This window comes from Mangrovactinospora gilvigrisea (assembly GCF_001879105.1).
Lineage (GTDB): Bacteria > Actinomycetota > Actinomycetes > Streptomycetales > Streptomycetaceae > Mangrovactinospora > Mangrovactinospora gilvigrisea.
Genome location: NZ_MLCF01000002.1, coordinates 123,147 through 139,593 on the forward strand (window position 1 = coordinate 123,147; position 16,447 = coordinate 139,593).

Sequence of the window (16,447 nt, forward strand, 5' to 3'; positions counted from 1 at the left end):
TGGCACAGCTGCCCTCACAGGTTCGCGGCTCCGTTGCCCGTGAGGACTAGCAGCCCCTTCGCCGCAAGCCGGACGGCGAACTCTCCCACCTCTGCCGTGGCCCGCTCCGGGTTGCGGCCAGTCTGCTCGGCGTAGTAGGCGGCCGCCTGGCCGAGGGAGCCTGCCGCCAGCCCTTTCCACGCCACTTCGCCTGCAGCGTTGAGGCGGACCACCTCGAATTCCCTTTGGTCCAGAAGGAGGCCTTGGCCCGGATTGGGCCCGGGCGTGTAGGCTACGTACTCAGGCACCTGAATCTCATCGTGCATGACTTCCTCCAGATCAATTCATCGAATTCCAAGCGAACCCAAGCAGCCAATGAATCAAGTATTCATCATGCACTATTGCCCATTCGGTCATTTGGGAATATTATGGAAACATGGAAGCTCTCCAGTTCACCGCCGGAAGCGGTCCTATGTGCAACACCGGGAGAGCCGTACATAAGATCCCCAGGGCGCATTTCATACGCCTTGGCTTGACCTCGAGGATGAAAGTCGACTGGAAGCGGGCCAGCTTCCCACTCCGTTGTCGGCGACTTATCCTCTATCTCCCAGCTCTTGAATCCTTCAAGCTGGATAGCGCACACGTGAGGCTCGTCACGGTGCCATGGAAGGCCCTGATTTCCGACGGGCGTGAAAAAACCGGTGATTCGGCACGGTATTCCTACACGTGCATCAACCCAATTCTTTACACGAGAGAGTTCGGGAATATAGTCCTGCGCTTGCTGCATAACAACAGTTGCTCCTGCATTGAGCATCCTGTCGATCGAGGAAGCCGAGTGAGCCTCACGCGGCGAGAGGCGTCGACCTCCGATGTAATAGCTGCAGAACGGGTGGCGGAATGCCGCTTTCAAGAAAACTTCCGAGGTGACTTCTTGCACCAGCGCCCCGAGGTTTTGCGAGACACTCGCCAAGACGGAACCAACACCCCAATACTGGCCAAGCGAAACGCCCTTGGCCATGCAGTCAACACGATCTACATTTGGTTGCACAATTCCCCCTCGCGTCGTTCCGCAGAGGCCCGCCCTCAGGAGTCCTTCGCCGACGAGGGGGCATCCTCCGGGTAGCGCCCGATGACAAAGTACAGGTAGTCATAACTGGCCAGCGTGTCTACCGGCGTACTGTCGGAACGTAGTGTCACCCAGGCGTGCACGTCCCCTCGGCCAGCGCTGAAGCCCTCGTTAAGTGCGTGCCCAAAGGTCAGAACGGCGTCGAAGCCCAACTTGCGCAAGCCGGCGCAGATACCAACCGCTTCATAGAGACATCGTTGTCTGCCAACAACACGACGCAACTTCAATCGAATGCGATTAGCAGCCCACCTTGCATCCTCGATTCTGATCGAGTCACTATCCAGTCTTGAAGCCGATGCCTCAAGGAGATGGATAGCAGCCTGAAGCCCTCGGAACCTGCAGACTAATACCGCCGCAACCGCCTTCCACGACGCTGCGCGGGATCCCACGATCGCCTGCTCAGGCTTATGTGCAATGCCGAAAATTGCGGCGGCGACAGCGTCAGAAATGTTTGATCCTTTGCAGCCAGGAAAGGGGAATCGCTGAGCAATTTCCCCGAGTGAGACGTTCCCCATAAATTCCCCTCTCCCAGACTATCTGTCACTCATCGGGGCGTGCTGTTAGCAGCCGCTGCCGAAGAACTTGCCGGTGCTCTCACCTTGAGCACTTCCAATTCCGTACGCCAGGGACTCAAGGTTCCCAATAGGTGCGAAATCGGGCTTCTCGTCCTCGGCGACCACAATCGGCACTGCCGGATTGGTTGGGGTTTCGATGTACCTCATACGCGACTCCCTCTCTTCGGCTCGGTTGAGCCAAGACGGTGAAGGCTGCATGTACGAACGCGAGCGTAACCAGTGCTGCATGCTGTTTCAATAGGCATGCATGAGACTCTTGGCTGTCCTCGCCTAAGCGGTGGTATCCATTCCGAATAGCTCCAAGCGTCGACAGACTGCTGGTATCTGACTAACACTCAGCAGGCAGTTCGTCGAGCGGGCCGCGCGAGTCCCAGCTCCAACTGCGGATTGGCAGCCAGCCGGTCAGCTGCCGAGGGTCAAGTTTGTGCAGCCAAACGGTGCCGAGCATGGCGTTGTGGACGCCATCGCCCCGCAGCCGGCAACCACTCAGGGGCGCTGGCGTGCATTTGCCGGGGCCGGGCCCCACGGTGGTCGCGGATGTGCTCGGCCTTCCAGCCGGGTGAGTTCGTACGCTTGCCGGTCCGGAACGCGAAGGCCCGTGCCGCGGCAGCCGCCATCGGCGATGCCTGCTGGTAGGGCGCGGTCCGGGTCAGGATGCCGGCTTCGACCAGGCGCTCCATGCGCGCGGTCAACGCCGGTTGGATGGGCGGCTTGGTCAGGATGCCGACCGAGTACCAGACCCCCCGGCGGAATCGTCGTCTCGCCGACCAGGTCCTCCAGCGGGTCCGGCACCTGACGCCCCCTCGAGTCGGTGATCGTCTGCGCAGTATGCCAACCGGCCCTCCCCGAGCGGCAAGTAGAGCGTCCGCCGGCGTCGCGTCCACGGTGGTGGTGCCGCCGGCCTCGGCCTCGCAGCCGGCTACGGCGCGGGGTCGACGCGGACGTCGGCGGCGTCGTGGCGGTCATCCGGCAGGTCCCAGATGTGCAGCAGCGTCACCCGCACGCCCAGGTCGGTGGCGGGGTGGTGGAGCGTGACGGTGTGCCAGTGCCAGTCCTGCGGGTCGCTGCGGGGGGCGAAGCCGATGGAGGCGGCGCCGTGGGAGGCGCCGCCGTAGGTCAGGGCGATGCCGTGGACGATCGCGGTGGGCATCGGCGGCACCTTCTGGGTCAGCCGGTGCACGTCTGCGGCGTGGGCGCCCAGCGGCGGCGCGGTCCGTTCGGCGCGCAGGTGCAGCACCAGCCAGGTGCCGGCCAGCAGCACCACAACGATCAGGGCCGCGGCCGGCAGCCGGCGAATCCGGCGGCGGGGCGCGGTGCCCGTGGCAGTCATCGCCGACCCCCGGGGACGTCGGCGACCTCGTTGAAATACGTCCGCCACTGATCCTGCGTCAGGGTGACGGTCTGCGGCACGACCTTGTGGTTCAGGATCACCTTGCGGCCCCAGGGGTTGATCATCGTGACAATCGGCGGGTGCCCGTCGGCGTGGACGCCGGTGACGATGTACCCGTGCGAGCGGGCGATCCGGCCGCCGTCCATGGTGTGCGGCAGATCCTCCAGCCCCAGCGCGTTCAGCACCGAGGTGAAGGTGCTGGGATCGCGGACGCTGCCGGTGGTGATCGCGTGCCCGCGATCCAGAAGGTCCTGCAGATGGGCCAGGGACACATCGCCTGGCGAGCGGGTGCGCGCCGCGGACCCGGAGGCGCTCTCCAACCCGGCGGCGCCGGTGGAGGCCTTCAACTGCGGGTAGCCGCCGTGCAGCTGCGCGAGGGCCTTTTCGTAGATCGCCGGCCACAGCACCCGCTGCCCGCTCACCCCGGGGTAGTCATACAGCGTGCCGTCGCCGTTCTCCGGCAACTGGCCGTCGACGGTGACCTGCACCGGGTGCCCGCCCTGGTACAGGGTGACGGTGTAGCTCCCGTTGTCGTTCGTGTGGATGTGCTGCTGGAGGAAGGTGGGGTCGGTCTGGGCGACCGCGCCGACGCCGGCCAGCGCCCAGCAGTCGTCCGCCTCGCGCTGCGCCAGGTCCAGGGCAGGGTTGCCGGCACCGAACAGCGGCCCGGTCACCAGCGTGTAGTGCGCGCCCGCGGCGGTGGCCGGCTGCAGCATCGGCAGCTGTTTCAGCGCGCGGGCGGCGGCCGGGCCGGTGGCCCTCCCCATGATCAGACTGCCGAGGTCCATACGGAGGTTGGCGTCGATGTGGTTGCCGGTCACCTGGCCCTTGATGGCCAGGTAGTCGGCCGGCGTCAGCTTCTTCAGCACGAGGTCGAGCTCGGCGCCGGTCAGGCCGTGCAGGTCGTTGTAGACGTTGCGGCCGCCGAACGGCAGCTGGGGGCCGGCGTCCTGCGGGGCGTACTGGCCCTCGTGGTGGCGGATCGCCTCCAACGCCTTCTCGATCTTCTTCGGGTCCGGGGGCTTCTCGTCCAGGAACGCCATGCTCGGATCCACCGGCCAGCCGGCGAGCTTCAGCTTGTTCAGGCCCTCCATCTGCGTGCAGCGCCGCCGCATGGAGGCGGCCGTCTCGGTGAGCTCGCGGTTCAGACGGCCGGGCAGGCCACCGGACCGGCCGGTTCCGTAGCTCTGCAGGATCTGCAGGAGATGGGGGTCGGTGGTCGCGGCGTCGCCGGCGAGGTCGGTGTGGGCGTCCAGCAACACCTGGGCGAGCTGGGTGTGCAGGTGGTGGGCGCCGGGCGCGGCGGCGTCCATCCGGCCGGCGAGCGCTTTCACCTTGGGGAGATTGAAGCCGACCGTGCCGCTGCCGTGGTCGCCGCTCATGCGCGGCTCGGGTGCTTGGCGTCGGCCGCGGCCTGGTGGAGCAGGTCCTCGGCGGCCCGGTCCCAGCGGGCGGCGTCCGCGCGCAGGGCATCGGCCATCTGCCGCAGCGTCTTGGCCTGGCCGTGCAGTTGGGCGGTGGTCTGCTCGGCGTAGGGCCCGAGCCAGATCGCGGGCCTCTCTGCGGCGGCCTTGGCCTCCCCGTCGAGGTAGCCGCCGAGGCTGGCAGCCAGGCGGCGGGCCCGGGTGGCATGGTGCTGCAGGCGGCGGGCCCGCTGCTTCTTCTGCTCGGGCGTCTCTCCGCCGCCCTCGGCTATCCGCATCCGCATCCCCCGCACCATCGCGCCCGTCGCCGTCCCGGCAGGCTAACCGATGACCGAACCGAGTCGACATGGACCCGTCACCGCCTCCCCGGGAAGCCGCCCGGCCCAAGCTCACAACGCGTGCCGTTCGAGGCTTTCGGCCGCCCCGGCGTCAACTCCCGCTCGCGCGCCGCGGGCGCCAGCCGGATACCTCACGGCGCGGGACGCTGGTCCAGGGCCAGGGCGACGTTCTCCAGGCCGGCCTCCAGAGCCTGGCTGCGCACCGCAAGCATCAGCGTCGCCTCGGCGGCGCGCAGTTGGGCCCAGGCGCCCGCCTCGGCGGCCAGCCCCGTGCGGGCCGGCGAGCCGGCGGGATGCCGGGCCGCCTCCTCCAACAGGGTCACCGCCCGGGAGGCGGCGTGGCGGCCGAGCGCGGCGCTGGCCTGGAACGCGGACAGCGGGCTGTCGGCGGGTCGGCTCACGGCAGGTCTCCCCCGGGTTCTGACGGTGCGGCAGGTCAGTGGTGTCGGCCTTCCCGCTGCGGGCCGCGGCCAGTCCGCGGCGGGCCGGCCCTCACCTGATCGTGTCGAGCACACGAAGCGCTAGGCCTCCATCCGCTGCGTCGGCGCACACGCGGCCCACCGGAATCATGGGCGGCCGCGCAGGCCCCGAACCAATTCGGCGACCGCGCGCAGGATGCCAGCCCGGTCCTTCGACGCGGTGCCCCTGAGCGCCAAGATACTGATGACTACAGCGGAGAGTGCAAGGATCACCGGGCCGAACAGGAGCGCCGCTGCCCATTGGATGTCCATATGTGGATCCTTCTTCCCGAGAGGGTAGGCCGCGCCGGACGAAGCGACCTCGGCCACCGTTGCCGAGGCGGACCGGCACAAGACATGGGATCCGGATCGGCGGATAATCCGGAGCAACTGCCTAGGTCAGAGCAGTACTTGGTGCGGGGCGGCCGGATCGGGTCGGATCGGGTCGCCCTCGAGGGGAAGTCGGTCGGGATGTGCTCTGCGGGGGAGGCGACGGGACGTCAGGTGCTGACGCAGCAGCTGGGGTTGCTGAACGAGGAATTCCAGAGGCGCAACGGCAAGCAGAACGCCGCCGTCGAGGAAGCCAACCGGCGCCGACGCGCGGCTGCGGGCCGCCCCGTGCACCAGCCCTGGCCGCGCAGCGGCGGCGGCAGTGACCTGTCCCTCCAGACCGTCAACGGCTGGTTGCCCAAGAAGCGGAGCAGCGCCGAGCCCAGTGTGCCGTCGGACTTCGAGGACCTGTGGGCCGTGATCGCCGTGATGCTGGAGGCGACCGGGACTCCGCCCGACGCCCGGCAGCGGCGTCACTGGAAGCGGCTGCACCAGGATGCGCGGCTGCCCGAAGCAGGTCTGGATGATGAGGTGCGCGGCTATCTCGACGCCGCCCGCAAATCCGCTGAGCAGCACCCTTACTCGGGACTTGCCGGGCGGGCCGGGCCACCCCCGCTGGCCGACGTCTATGTCCACCAGCAGAACCAGGCGGCCGATCGCGATGAGGTCCCAGCAGAGCCCGCCGAGGCACTGTTTGGCCGGAACGATCGCCTGTGCCTGTTGATCGCCGGACCGGGAGGTGGTAAGTCGACGCTGTTGCGCGCCCGGCTGCGGGCCGCCGCGAACGCCTGGAATGATGGCAAAGTGCCCGCTCGGCGCCTCGATCGAACCGTTCCGGTCTGGGTCAGCGCCCGCGGCCTGGCTGGCGATGATGTGACGGTGGCCGACGCCCTGGCCGGCGCTACCCGGAGCCTGTCCCGGTTCGGACCGTCTCCGGGGCTTCCTGCGACCCGCTTCCTCAAGCGCCCCTGCCCTGGGGCCTTTTGGCAGGTACTGGTCGACGGTTTGGATGAGCTCCCCGGCGCGGAACGGCGCCGGGAAGTGCTGGAGAAGCTGCGCAACGCGGCCACACAGGACCCGTCGCTGTATCGGTGCGTGGTGGCCACCAGGCCGCTGACGGAGTATGAGCTCATACCCGTGGGTTCCGGCGTTCCGCGCTATCAGCTGCAGCCTTTCACCCCGGGCGACCTGGATGCCTACATCGCAAAGTACTTCGCATACCGATGGCCCGAGCCGGAGGCGACACACCGCTCCCGCCGGTTCGCCGCCGCGCTGCGCGAGGCGTTCCTACATGAACTTGCCGAATCACCGCTGATGGCCTTCATTCTCTGCCAGCTCTACCTGGCCCACCCAGACCGGCCGCTGCCCGCCGGCCGCCACGCCGTCTACGAGACATTCACCGAACTACTGTACGAGAGCAACGCGCACAAGCAGGTGGCCGACAGCCACGAAGCAGCCATCACACACCTGGTGCAGAGTCTTCAAAGCCCCGCCGCACGCCAAGCGGCCGAAGCCGCCGCACGGCAGGTCCACGAGCGGCTGCCGCAGCTGATCGACTACCTGGCCCATCGTTGGCACACGGGTCCAAAAGACCCGGCGGCCGTAGTGCTGGCCAACCACGAGGCCGTTCAGCGCCCCGGGAAGGTGCAACCCCATGTCTGGCAAGACTTTGTGGAGAGCCTGCTGGGGCACACCGGGCTCCTGGTCCACCTTCCGGACGGCCTCGGCTTCCCCCACCAGACCTTCCTTGAGTACCACGCGGCGCGGCATGCGACCCGCGACGAACAGGCACGCAGCGACGCACTCCGTAGCGGCCGACTTCTGAGTGCCCCGGAGGCCGAGTTGTCCTACGCGGGCTTCCTCCTCGATGCCCTCTTGTCAGCTCCAGGCGATGCCCCGCTGGAAGTCACTCGAATGGTTGAGGCTGCCACCCGCATCGGGGGAACCGATGACTGCCGCTTCCTCGTCGCCCAGGTGAACCTCCAGACGCAGTTGCCGACCGTACCCACAGCGCGGCAACTCCTGCGGTTCAGTGAGAGCGCCGACCTCCTTGGCGTCGATCGCATTCGAGCTGCGGCGGCTCTGGTGTGGGTGGATGGCCACCGAGAGCTGGCCGCTGCCCGTCTGATCGCCCTCGCCCACGACCCCGCGCTGTATGCGAGCGACTGTGCGTACGCTGCCGAGCGGCTGTCTCGGCTGGAGGGCTACCGGACGGCGGGAGCCGACCGGCTGATCGCCCTCGCCGACGACCCCACCTTGGACGCGAACGACTGCACGTACGCCGCCGAGCGGCTCTCCGGGGTGGAGGGCTACCGCACTGCGGGAGCAAGCCGGCTGGCCGCCCTCGCTGACGACCCCACCCTCGTCTCGAACGACCGCAGGCATGCCGCCGAGCGACTGTCCGAGGTGGAGGGCTACCGGACGGCGGGAGCCGACCGGCTGATTGCTCTCGCCGATGACCTCACCCTCAGCGGCCTCGCGCGCGCGGAAGCCGCCAGACTGCTGGCCGGGATGGAGGGGTATCAGAAGCCGGGAGCCGACCGGTTGATCGCTCTCGCCGAGGACCCCAGCCTGGACGCATTCGACCGCGAAACCGTCGCCAGGTACCTGTGGCGGGTGAATGGCTTCCGGGGTGCGGGAGCAAGCCGACGGGCCGCTGTCACCGGTGACGCTGTCTCCGATCAGGCCCAACGCAACGCCACTGCGGAGGCCCTGGCCAAACGGTCCGGTGGCCAAGCGGACTAATGGCGCGAGACGGCGGTTTGCCGACCGATACCCGCCTCCCTCGAAGATCGCGGTGGAATGCTGGATCCGTCGGGATCGGGCGCCGCCCCGGACGGATTGCCGGGCGGCCGGGCGAGGGCGGGGCGGATGAGGCACACGGAACGCATCGAACGGTGGCGCCAGGTGCTCGACGCCGAGAAGCACGGAGCAGACCTGGTCCGGGCGCTGGCGCCCTACGCCGGGCTGCCGCCTCGGGCCGCCGAAGGCGCCACCAAGGTGCTGCTCGGCGCCCTGCTGGAGGCCTTCGAGGAGCTGCCCGCCGATCCCGATCCCCGCACGGTCGAGGAGCGGCTCGGTCACCACGGGGACCAACCTCACGCCGACGAGGCGGATAACGGCGCGGCGGTCGGTGCGGGCCGGGTGCTGGGGGAGCGGATCGAGCAGCTGGCCGCCGCCCTGACGTCCGATCAGTTGAAGGAGTCGGCGACGGCCCTGGCGGTGCCGCGGAGTATGGCCGAGCATCGGCTGCGCGCCCTGAGGCGCCGCGCGCAGCGCGAGACCGGCCCGGTCGTCTTCGGAAGCGTCGAGGACTGGCACCGCGACGAGCGGATGCAGGACGCGGTGATCGAGGATCAGCTGAGTGCGGCGGCTGCGGCTAACCCGGGCACCTGGTCGCCACGTCAACGCGGCGCCGTGGCCGGGGCGGTGGCCGAGCAGCTGAAACGCGTTGCGGCCGTACTCGCCGAGACCTGCGCGTACCCGGTTCCGCCCGCTCTGTCCTGGCGTTCCGTCGGCAAGCGCGGCGGGCTGGAGGCCGACGTGAGGCTTCCGGGTGCGCTCGCCCCGGTAGGGGTCACCGCTACTCCCGACGAACGCGACGCCGGCGAGGAGCGGGGCGCGCTGCTGTTTCCCGGGCCCGATGCCGAGGCGGGGTGGCGGTGGCAGCTCGGCTGGCCGGTCGTCGGCCGCGGCCCGCAGTCCTACGACAGCGGCGGCGCCGCCTCCCCGGCGCACGCCCGCTTCCGTGCCGAACGCGCGGCCGCCGACCTCGCCGCGGCCGGCGGGCATGTCCGGGCCCTGATGGACGGCCGCCTGCTGGTCCCCCACCCGCGCACGGCGCCGCTCCCCGAGCAGCAGCTGCGGCACTTCGACCTGCCGGAGGTCCTCGAGCACGTCCTGGACATCTGGGGCGCCGACCCCTTGTGCTCCACCGAACCGCTGCCGGCCCTCCCCCACCGCAGCACCGGCGGTGAGGGGTTGAGCATGGTGGCCTGGCTGGGCGAGGAGATGCTGCTGCCGCTGCCCGCCCCCGACGAACCGGAAAACCGGGCCCCGGTCGGTCCGGACTTGGTGGCGTTCTGGCGATCCCACGGCGCAGCCGTCACCGAGCCGGCCCGCATCTACCTGTCCGCGGCCGCCCAGGCCGACGCCGGCACCGCCTCGGTGGGGGTGCGGCACCGCGCCGGGATGCACGCGCTGTTCGCCGCGGCCGCCGGCGACCTCTCCTTCGAGCTGGCGCTGGAGGACGAGCTGGCCCCGCCCGAAAGCGGCGACTGGACGTCCCTGCTGGACGCCGACACCCTGACCCACCACCTGCAGCACCGCGCCCCCGGCCAATCCCCAGTGCCCGGCCTGACGCCGGGCCAACTGGCCGCAGTGCGCGCCCAGATCGGCCAAGCAGTAGCCGTGCTGGTCCACGACGGCTTCACCGCCTGGCACGGCAACGCCCGGCCGGAGGTGTTCCGGCCGCCTGCATTTTCCGCCGCACACCGCGACGCCGAGCGCCGCGCGCATGACGCCACCCGCGTCCCGGAGGTCCCGGACGCGGTCGTCGCCATCCGCGCCGACGCCGACCCGGAGCGCCGCGGCCCGCACGCGACCTTCTCCTACAAGGTCGAGTACGCCGCGCCCCCGCACATCCAGATGAGCGTCGGCGCCGACTGGGGCACCGCGGTGTGCCTGCCCGGCCGGCACCTGCTGGACGGCCGCCCCGTCCTGGCCATAAACGACAGCGACCAGCAGGGCCGGCCGGTGCGGATCCAGACCATCGACGTCGTGGCCTACTTCGATGCGGGCATGCACGGCTGGCGGGCCTGGGCCGAGGACCGCACCGCCACCGTCACCTGGAACAACGACCAGCCGGCCGTCACCCTCGACGAACCGTAGCCGCAGCAGCGCAGCCCCGGGGCGAGCACGCCAACCTGACGCGCGGGAAACCGACGCTGAGCACGAGCGGACAGCAGCCCCACGGCCCCAACCGCCTCTACCCGCCGCACACGCACCGGAGGTTGACCCGCTGCCGCCTCCGGGGCTTCGGTGACTCCTCCCCCTCAAATATAAGGGAGCTTCTCGCTATGCCGGGTTGGCGACGCGACGGACCAGCCCGGCCCGTAGAACGTTGAGTGCCCCAACGTGGTCGGCGTGCGCCTGGTGACCGCACGACACGCAGTGGAACTTCTCCTGTGTGGGCCGGTTCTCCGCCGAGACGTGCCCGCATTCGGGGCAGGTCCGGGAGGTGTTGCGGGGGTCCACGGCAATCACGTCTCGTCCGGCGCTTTCAGCCTTGGCGTGCAGGATCGTCAGGAACACCCCCCATCCGGCATCCGAAATCGAGCGGTTCAGGCCCGTCTTCGCGGCGGCCCCGTTGCGCAGGAAGCCGCCCGGCCGTTCGGGGTCGGGCTTCGGCGCGACGGTGGTGACCATGTTGCAAATCTTCAGGTCTTCGTGCGCGATGAAGTCGTGTTCCCGCACCAGTTCCAGCGCGGTCTTGTGTGCGTGGTCCAAGCGCTGGCGGCGGACCTTACCGTGCAGGTTGGCAACCTTTCGGACAGCCCGCTGGTGATTCGCGGTGCGCTTGTCGCGGCGGACGTGGGCAAACCGGGCGAGCTTGTGCTGTGCGGCTTGAAGCTTCGCGGCAGCCTTCCGGGCGTGACGCGGATTCTCCACATGCTCACCGTGTGATGTGGTGAGGAACGAGGCGATGCCCAGGTCGATGCCGACCACGGACCCCGTTGCGGGCAGCGGCTCGGGCTGGACCTGGTCAGCGGTCAGCACCACGTACCAGCGGCGCCCTTCGCGCTTGACGGACACGGTCTTGACCTTGCCGTCCACGGGCCGGTGCTGGTTGACCTTGATGTGCCCCACGCCTTGGAGGCGGACACGGGTAACGGGGTCGTTGGGGGTGGAATCCCAGCGGCAGCCGTCGCCGTCCTTGGGGAACTCCACGGTGTCGAACCAGGTCACGCCCCGGTACCTGGGATAGCCGGGCTTCTCACCGGTTTTGGCGCGGCGGAAGAACGCGGCGAACGCCTTGTCGAGGCGGCGTAGCGTGGCCTGCTGTGAGCTGAAGGACCACCGCCCCTGACGCTCGGGGTCGAACGCCCGGATGTCCTTGAGCTGTGCGGACTGCTGCCCGTAGGTGATGCTCGTCTTCGAGGGGTGCCGGTAGGCGTCGCGGCGTTCCTGCAAGGCTCCGTTGTACAGCGAGCAGTGGTCGACGAGCATCGCCGTCAGTGCGGCGGCCTGGCCCACGGTGGGCCTGATGAGGAACTTGTACGCACGGATCACCCGGCCCACCCCCTTCCCGGTCCGCTTCAACGACCATTCTACGTTTGGCGTATATCACCACGCTGGACCGTCGTCTTCGCCGGCCACGCCGGCGGAAGTTGAGTACGCGCGCTCACGCGCCGGCGGGCCGGCCCCGCCAGGGTGGAGGTCATGAACCTGCTCGCCGTACCGCCGCTGCTGGGACCGCTCGCCTGGTGGGGCCTGATCCTGCTGCTGGTGTGGGAGGCGGCCCGGGTGCTCGCGGTGGGCTTCGCGGCGCTCGGCGCACCTGGGACCGGCACGTTCCCTTCCCTCCGGACCGCGGTTTTGTACTGGACGCTGCTGGTCGGACCGATCCCCGAGGCCCTGGCGCTCGCCGTGTACGGCGACCTCCACCAGGGGTGGATCCTGCTCGCAACCCAGATCCTGGCGATCATCGCCTCACCGATCGTGTGGTGGTACCTGGGTGGATGCATCACGACGGCGCGGGACGCTCTTTACCGGGCCAGGCATGGCGCCGCTGTGTCTGCGGCTGCTACCGGGTCGGGCTGGTCGACGATGACAGGGACCTCGCCCGGCAGATCACCTTCCCCGTGACCTGCGCGACGACGGGGCCTGGTGACCTCCACCGTAAGGCTCCAAGGTCTTATCGCGACGCATCTGAAGCCCGGGACGCCTTTGACTGCTGTCAGGACTGGCTACTCTGACATGCAGTCAGCAAGTGGTGTCCAAGGGCACGAGGAGGCGGTACCTTTCGAGCATGCCTGGGGAGCACAGTGGTGGGGGTCCGGTTCCCGCGGAAACCGGGACGAGAGTGGTTAGTGCTGGCGTGCCGCATCAGACGAGCTCGCCTGCGGCCGAGTTCCGTTTGGAAGTCGGCGAGAGTAAAATCCGCAAGTTCCAGAAGAAGCCACAGGTGGCGGCCGTCGCCGAGCTCGTGTGGAACGGCCTGGATGCCAACGCCACCCGGGTCGATGTGCACTTGAACCGCTCCGAGATGGGGGCCGTCACTGAGATCGTGGTTCGTGACAACGGGCACGGCATGACGGTGAAACATGCGCGCACCGCATTCCACGACTACGGCACCACCTGGAAGGCCGACCGCACCCAGACCCACGACGAGGAGCGGATCCTCCACGGCCACAACGGCGAGGGCCGCCTCTATGCACTGGCTCTGGGCGACACGTTCACCTGGCACTCCACGGCCACCGAGGGCGAAACTCTGGTGGGCGTCCGGATCCTGGGCAGCTTGGATCAACCTACGGTCTGGAGGGTGGAGGGCGCCGCACCCGAGGACGAGCAGCCTGGCACCACCGTCCGGATCGCTGTCCCGGAGAACAAGAACCTGCGTGGGCTGGAGGCCGAGGATGCGTCAGCCAACCTGACTGCCAAACTCGCGTTCTATCTGCGCGCCTATCCTCAGGTCCGTGTCACCTTCGACGGCAAGCCACTGGACCCCGACGAGATCCTCGCTTGCGATCCCGTTGACCTCGCCCTCGACCTACCTGACAGCTACGCAGACGACCAGCCGCAGCCGGTGGTTACGTTCGTGGAGTGGAGCCGCAGGCTCAGCGACCGAGCAATGCTCATCTGCAACGCGGACGGTCTGGCCCTCTACGCCTATGGCCAGGAGTGGTCCGACAGCATTGTCAGCTTCACGCCGTACCTGCGATCCGCACGCTTCAACGCGCTGTCGACTGACGACCTGCACATGCTCCCGATGACAGAGGAGCCCCTGCTGGCGGCCGCAGAGAAAGCCATTCGCGCACACCTGGGGATGCGCAGCAGGCAGATCTCAGCCGAAGTCGTGCGCCAGTTGAAGAACGAAGGGCTCTACCCCTACCCCGACACTCCTGTCAGCGGTGCCCAAGCGGTCGAGCGCCAGACGTTCGACGTAGTGGTAACTGTCGCTCGTACGGCGCTACCCGAGAAGGGAACTCCGCGACGCCTGTCGGTCGACCTGATTCGCAGTGCGCTGGAGAGCAATCCGGGGGATCTGCACGCCATCCTCGAGAAGGTCCTTGCGTTGGGCGAAGATGATCGACGGCACTTGAAGACGCTGCTGGACGGCACCAGCCTGCCGCACGTGATTGGCGCCGCCACCACCGTCACCAACCGCCTGGACTTCATCAACGGCCTTCGTAAAATCTTCGCTGACAAACTGCTCCGCAGCGAGCTGCGCGAGGTCGACCAGCTCCATCCGATGATCGCGAAGAATCTGTGGCTGTTCGGTGAGGACTGGAGCATGGCGAGCTGCGAGGTCGGACTCACCAACGTCCTCAAGGCCCACCTGGAGGACATGCTCGGACCGGACGCCGTCCTGGAGCACGAGCTCCACAAGGTGACAAAACCGAACGGGCGCGACGGTCGGGTGGACATCCTGCTCTTTCGCAGCCGCCGTGACGATGCCTCAACCGAGAGGATCATCGTCGAGTTGAAGCGTCCGACGGTGAAGGTAGGGCGCAAGGAGCTCAAGCAGATCACGGACTATGCGCGGGCCATCGTCGAAGATCCACAGTACAAGGGTGTGGACTGCAAGTGGCGCTTCTACCTCGTCACCTACGAGTGGGCGGATGAGATCCGGCGAGACATCCGGCAGATGGGCAGGCCGGAAGGCCTTGCCGACGACCAGCCTGAGTACGAGGTCTGGGTCAAGAGCTGGGGTGAACTGCTCGGCGCTGCAGAGCAGAAGCTTCTGTTCTTCCAGAAGCAGCTGAACTACGAGGCAACCGATGAACGCGTCGTCCAGCATCTACGGGAAACCTACGCGCACTATTTGCCCGACTCACTCACAGAGGACTAGGTTCTTCCCCAAGTTCGGCCGCCGTCACCGCGCCTGCTCCCGCCCGGCCGCCGGCCGCGCCGCGCTCGTGGCGCGACGACCGAGAAGGTAGTGCAGGACGGTGCGGATCTGCTGCTGCGGCCCGGCACCGGCCTGCGCCGTCTCGCCGGAATCCGATCGGTCTTTCTGAGCCTGCACAGTGATCAGGCGGGTGCGGAGCAGGTACCGGGTGGTGCGCTGCCGGGGTGCAGTGGAGGCCTGGTCCGCAGCCTCCTGCGCAGGGGCCGGTCCCCCGCTGACAAACCAGTGCAGTTCGGTGGTGTGCGCAGCTGGGAGTGGCTCTTCTCCGGGGAGAGCCTTCACCGACTGATGAGACGTCAGTCGGGATGATCGCCTCCGCCGTGGACGCGCCGGTACTCGGCGACAAGGTGATGCTGCCAATACGCCTCGAAGTCACCGTTCGCGACCACCGCCCGGAGCATGAGCACGGCCTCGGCTCCCGGAACACCTCGAACCGGTGTTTACCAACCTGTCGGCCACCCAATGACGGCAGGCTCCCTCGATCACGCCAGTGGCGATCGGCCAACCGCCGACCAGGGCCTTGTCGTAGTGGAGGTAGTCAGCCTTGCTCCCCAGACACTGGCAGGTCCGATCGGCCGCAGACTCCTGATCGCCCGTCAGACCGTGTTCGTCGGCCTCGGTTCGGATCTCGGCGACTGCCCCGAGGCAGTCACCAGCCAGGATGCGCGCCGCGAGGGCGGCGACCCAGTCCTCGGCGGCCGCATCGTCGGCCGCGTAAAGGCACCGGGCTGTCGCCCACAAGTACTCCAGCCACCCGCGCTCCACCAGCAGCTTCAGTTTCGAGCACAATCTGCGGATCGAGCTCGTCCTGGCGGTGCGGGATCAGCTGCACCTCGATCGGCGGGCCATCCGCTCGACCAGGGCCTGCCGGCGGGCCGCCGACTCCAACGGACGTGAGTCGAAACGCCAGAGTCAGGGTCCATCTTTACTAATCCGAAGCCGAATCAATTCGGCAATTCTGTCCGCCTGCCGCACAAGGTCGCCCTTCCCAATCCTCTTCAACTCGACCGCTGTCGAGAGCCCAGATATAATATTCCTATGGCAAGCCAGCTCCCACCGAACGGCATGCTCATACCCATGCGGACGCCTTGATGCTTTCTGGGCTCGCTGCGCAGAATCATTTTGGAGCATGTCGCTAAACATCGAAATAATTTCCGCACTCACGGAATCTCTACGCGCCGCAGCGATATCCCACAGAAAAGGAATGGTGATCGACGTGGATTCGTCCACTCCCGTGGAATCACGGTAAATCAGCATTTGCAGGTCGTCGAGTGCGATCTTGGCTGTCTCCAGGTCGGACCAGGCCAATTTTCCAAGCAAGCCAGGAACTGCACTCGAATTTCCGTCCGCGCTAGACAGCGATCCCCAGGGGATTCGTGAGACATCACCGAGAATGCTACCCGCCATTTCCCCTCCGTACGCGCCGTGAGGATTATATCGTTGCAGTGATGATACTGCACAACCAATGCCGATTCAACCACTCAAGCGGTGCGACAGGCGCATACTTCCTGCATCAAGTGCCATGGCCGGCCCCGAACGTACAGCCATTCGAGGCCGGATCAATCATCCGCCGAATCTCAACGAGCCTCGTCAGTAATCCTCCAGACCTTCATCATTGGCGTACACCATTCGTATCCCGGTATTATAAGCCTGTGGTCCACGTTATTAGGTCCGCGCACAAGCATCGCCAAACT

General features: G+C 67.6%; 15 protein-coding genes. 4 read left to right on the top strand and 11 right to left on the bottom strand.

Annotation, left to right across the window (positions count from 1 at the left end; genetic code table 11):
* Positions 1-14: 14 nt before the first annotated feature.
* The 9 genes from BIV57_RS00595 to BIV57_RS24775 form a co-directional block, all read right to left on the bottom strand.
* Positions 15-305, bottom strand: a complete 291-nt coding sequence (locus BIV57_RS00595) for a PqqD family peptide modification chaperone (protein WP_071654570.1) — start codon at positions 303-305, stop codon at positions 15-17.
* A gap of 65 nt (positions 306-370) precedes the next feature.
* Positions 371-997 (bottom strand): JmjC domain-containing protein, encoded by a 627-nt coding sequence (locus BIV57_RS23265; protein ID WP_079169888.1) that lies wholly within the window; start codon positions 995-997, stop codon positions 371-373.
* Between the two features lie 65 nt (positions 998-1,062).
* Positions 1,063-1,620: a lasso peptide biosynthesis protein gene (locus BIV57_RS00605; RefSeq protein WP_079169889.1), complete on the bottom strand. Its 558-nt coding sequence runs from the start codon at positions 1,618-1,620 to the stop codon at positions 1,063-1,065.
* 45 nt (positions 1,621-1,665) lie between these two features.
* Entirely contained in the window at positions 1,666-1,827 is a 162-nt protein-coding gene (locus tag BIV57_RS24770) for a hypothetical protein (RefSeq protein WP_175548616.1), read from the bottom strand.
* Positions 1,828-2,599: 772 nt separating this feature from the next.
* Positions 2,600-3,010: a hypothetical protein gene (locus BIV57_RS00610; protein WP_071654573.1), complete on the bottom strand. Its 411-nt coding sequence runs from the start codon at positions 3,008-3,010 to the stop codon at positions 2,600-2,602.
* On the bottom strand, positions 3,007-4,452 hold the full coding sequence (locus BIV57_RS00615) for a C2 family cysteine protease (protein ID WP_071654574.1): 1,446 nt from the start codon (positions 4,450-4,452) through the stop codon (positions 3,007-3,009). Before BIV57_RS00615 ends, BIV57_RS00610 begins: the two co-directional genes overlap by 4 nt.
* On the bottom strand, positions 4,449-4,778 hold the full coding sequence (locus tag BIV57_RS23745; RefSeq protein ID WP_107409386.1) for a hypothetical protein: 330 nt from the start codon (positions 4,776-4,778) through the stop codon (positions 4,449-4,451). Before BIV57_RS23745 ends, BIV57_RS00615 begins: the two co-directional genes overlap by 4 nt.
* A 185-nt stretch (positions 4,779-4,963) precedes the next feature.
* Positions 4,964-5,233, bottom strand: a complete 270-nt coding sequence (locus tag BIV57_RS00625) for a hypothetical protein (RefSeq protein WP_071654575.1) — start codon at positions 5,231-5,233, stop codon at positions 4,964-4,966.
* Positions 5,234-5,398: 165 nt separating this feature from the next.
* Positions 5,399-5,563 carry a hypothetical protein gene (locus BIV57_RS24775; protein ID WP_175548617.1) on the bottom strand — a complete coding sequence of 55 codons (165 nt, stop codon included), beginning with the start codon at positions 5,561-5,563 and terminating at the stop codon, positions 5,399-5,401.
* 231 nt (positions 5,564-5,794) lie between these two features.
* On the opposite strand from BIV57_RS24775, the gene BIV57_RS00630 reads away from it, so the two are divergent.
* Both BIV57_RS00630 and BIV57_RS00635 read left to right on the top strand, forming a co-directional pair.
* A complete protein-coding gene (locus BIV57_RS00630; protein ID WP_139275351.1) occupies positions 5,795-8,365 on the top strand; it encodes an NACHT domain-containing protein in 2,571 nt (856 codons plus the stop codon).
* A gap of 126 nt (positions 8,366-8,491) precedes the next feature.
* Positions 8,492-10,510: a hypothetical protein gene (locus tag BIV57_RS00635; RefSeq protein ID WP_071654577.1), complete on the top strand. Its 2,019-nt coding sequence runs from the start codon at positions 8,492-8,494 to the stop codon at positions 10,508-10,510.
* A 186-nt stretch (positions 10,511-10,696) separates the two neighbouring features.
* On the opposite strand, the gene BIV57_RS00640 is transcribed toward BIV57_RS00635, so the two are convergent.
* Positions 10,697-11,911: an RNA-guided endonuclease InsQ/TnpB family protein gene (locus BIV57_RS00640; RefSeq protein ID WP_071654714.1), complete on the bottom strand. Its 1,215-nt coding sequence runs from the start codon at positions 11,909-11,911 to the stop codon at positions 10,697-10,699.
* Between the two features lie 150 nt (positions 11,912-12,061).
* On the opposite strand from BIV57_RS00640, the gene BIV57_RS00645 reads away from it, so the two are divergent.
* Together BIV57_RS00645 and BIV57_RS00650 are read left to right on the top strand one after the other, a co-directional pair.
* Positions 12,062-12,487, top strand: a complete 426-nt coding sequence (locus BIV57_RS00645) for a hypothetical protein (RefSeq protein WP_071654578.1) — start codon at positions 12,062-12,064, stop codon at positions 12,485-12,487.
* 232 nt (positions 12,488-12,719) lie between these two features.
* The gene (locus BIV57_RS00650) at positions 12,720-14,693 is read left to right on the top strand and encodes an ATP-binding protein (RefSeq protein ID WP_245797363.1); all 1,974 of its coding nucleotides are present in this window, start codon (positions 12,720-12,722) and stop codon (positions 14,691-14,693) included.
* Between the two features lie 972 nt (positions 14,694-15,665).
* Here the strand turns inward: BIV57_RS00650 and BIV57_RS24415 are convergent.
* Positions 15,666-16,160, bottom strand: coding sequence for a hypothetical protein (locus BIV57_RS24415; protein ID WP_139275353.1), 495 nt, complete (start codon positions 16,158-16,160; stop codon positions 15,666-15,668).
* Between the last annotated feature and the right edge of the window lie 287 nt (positions 16,161-16,447).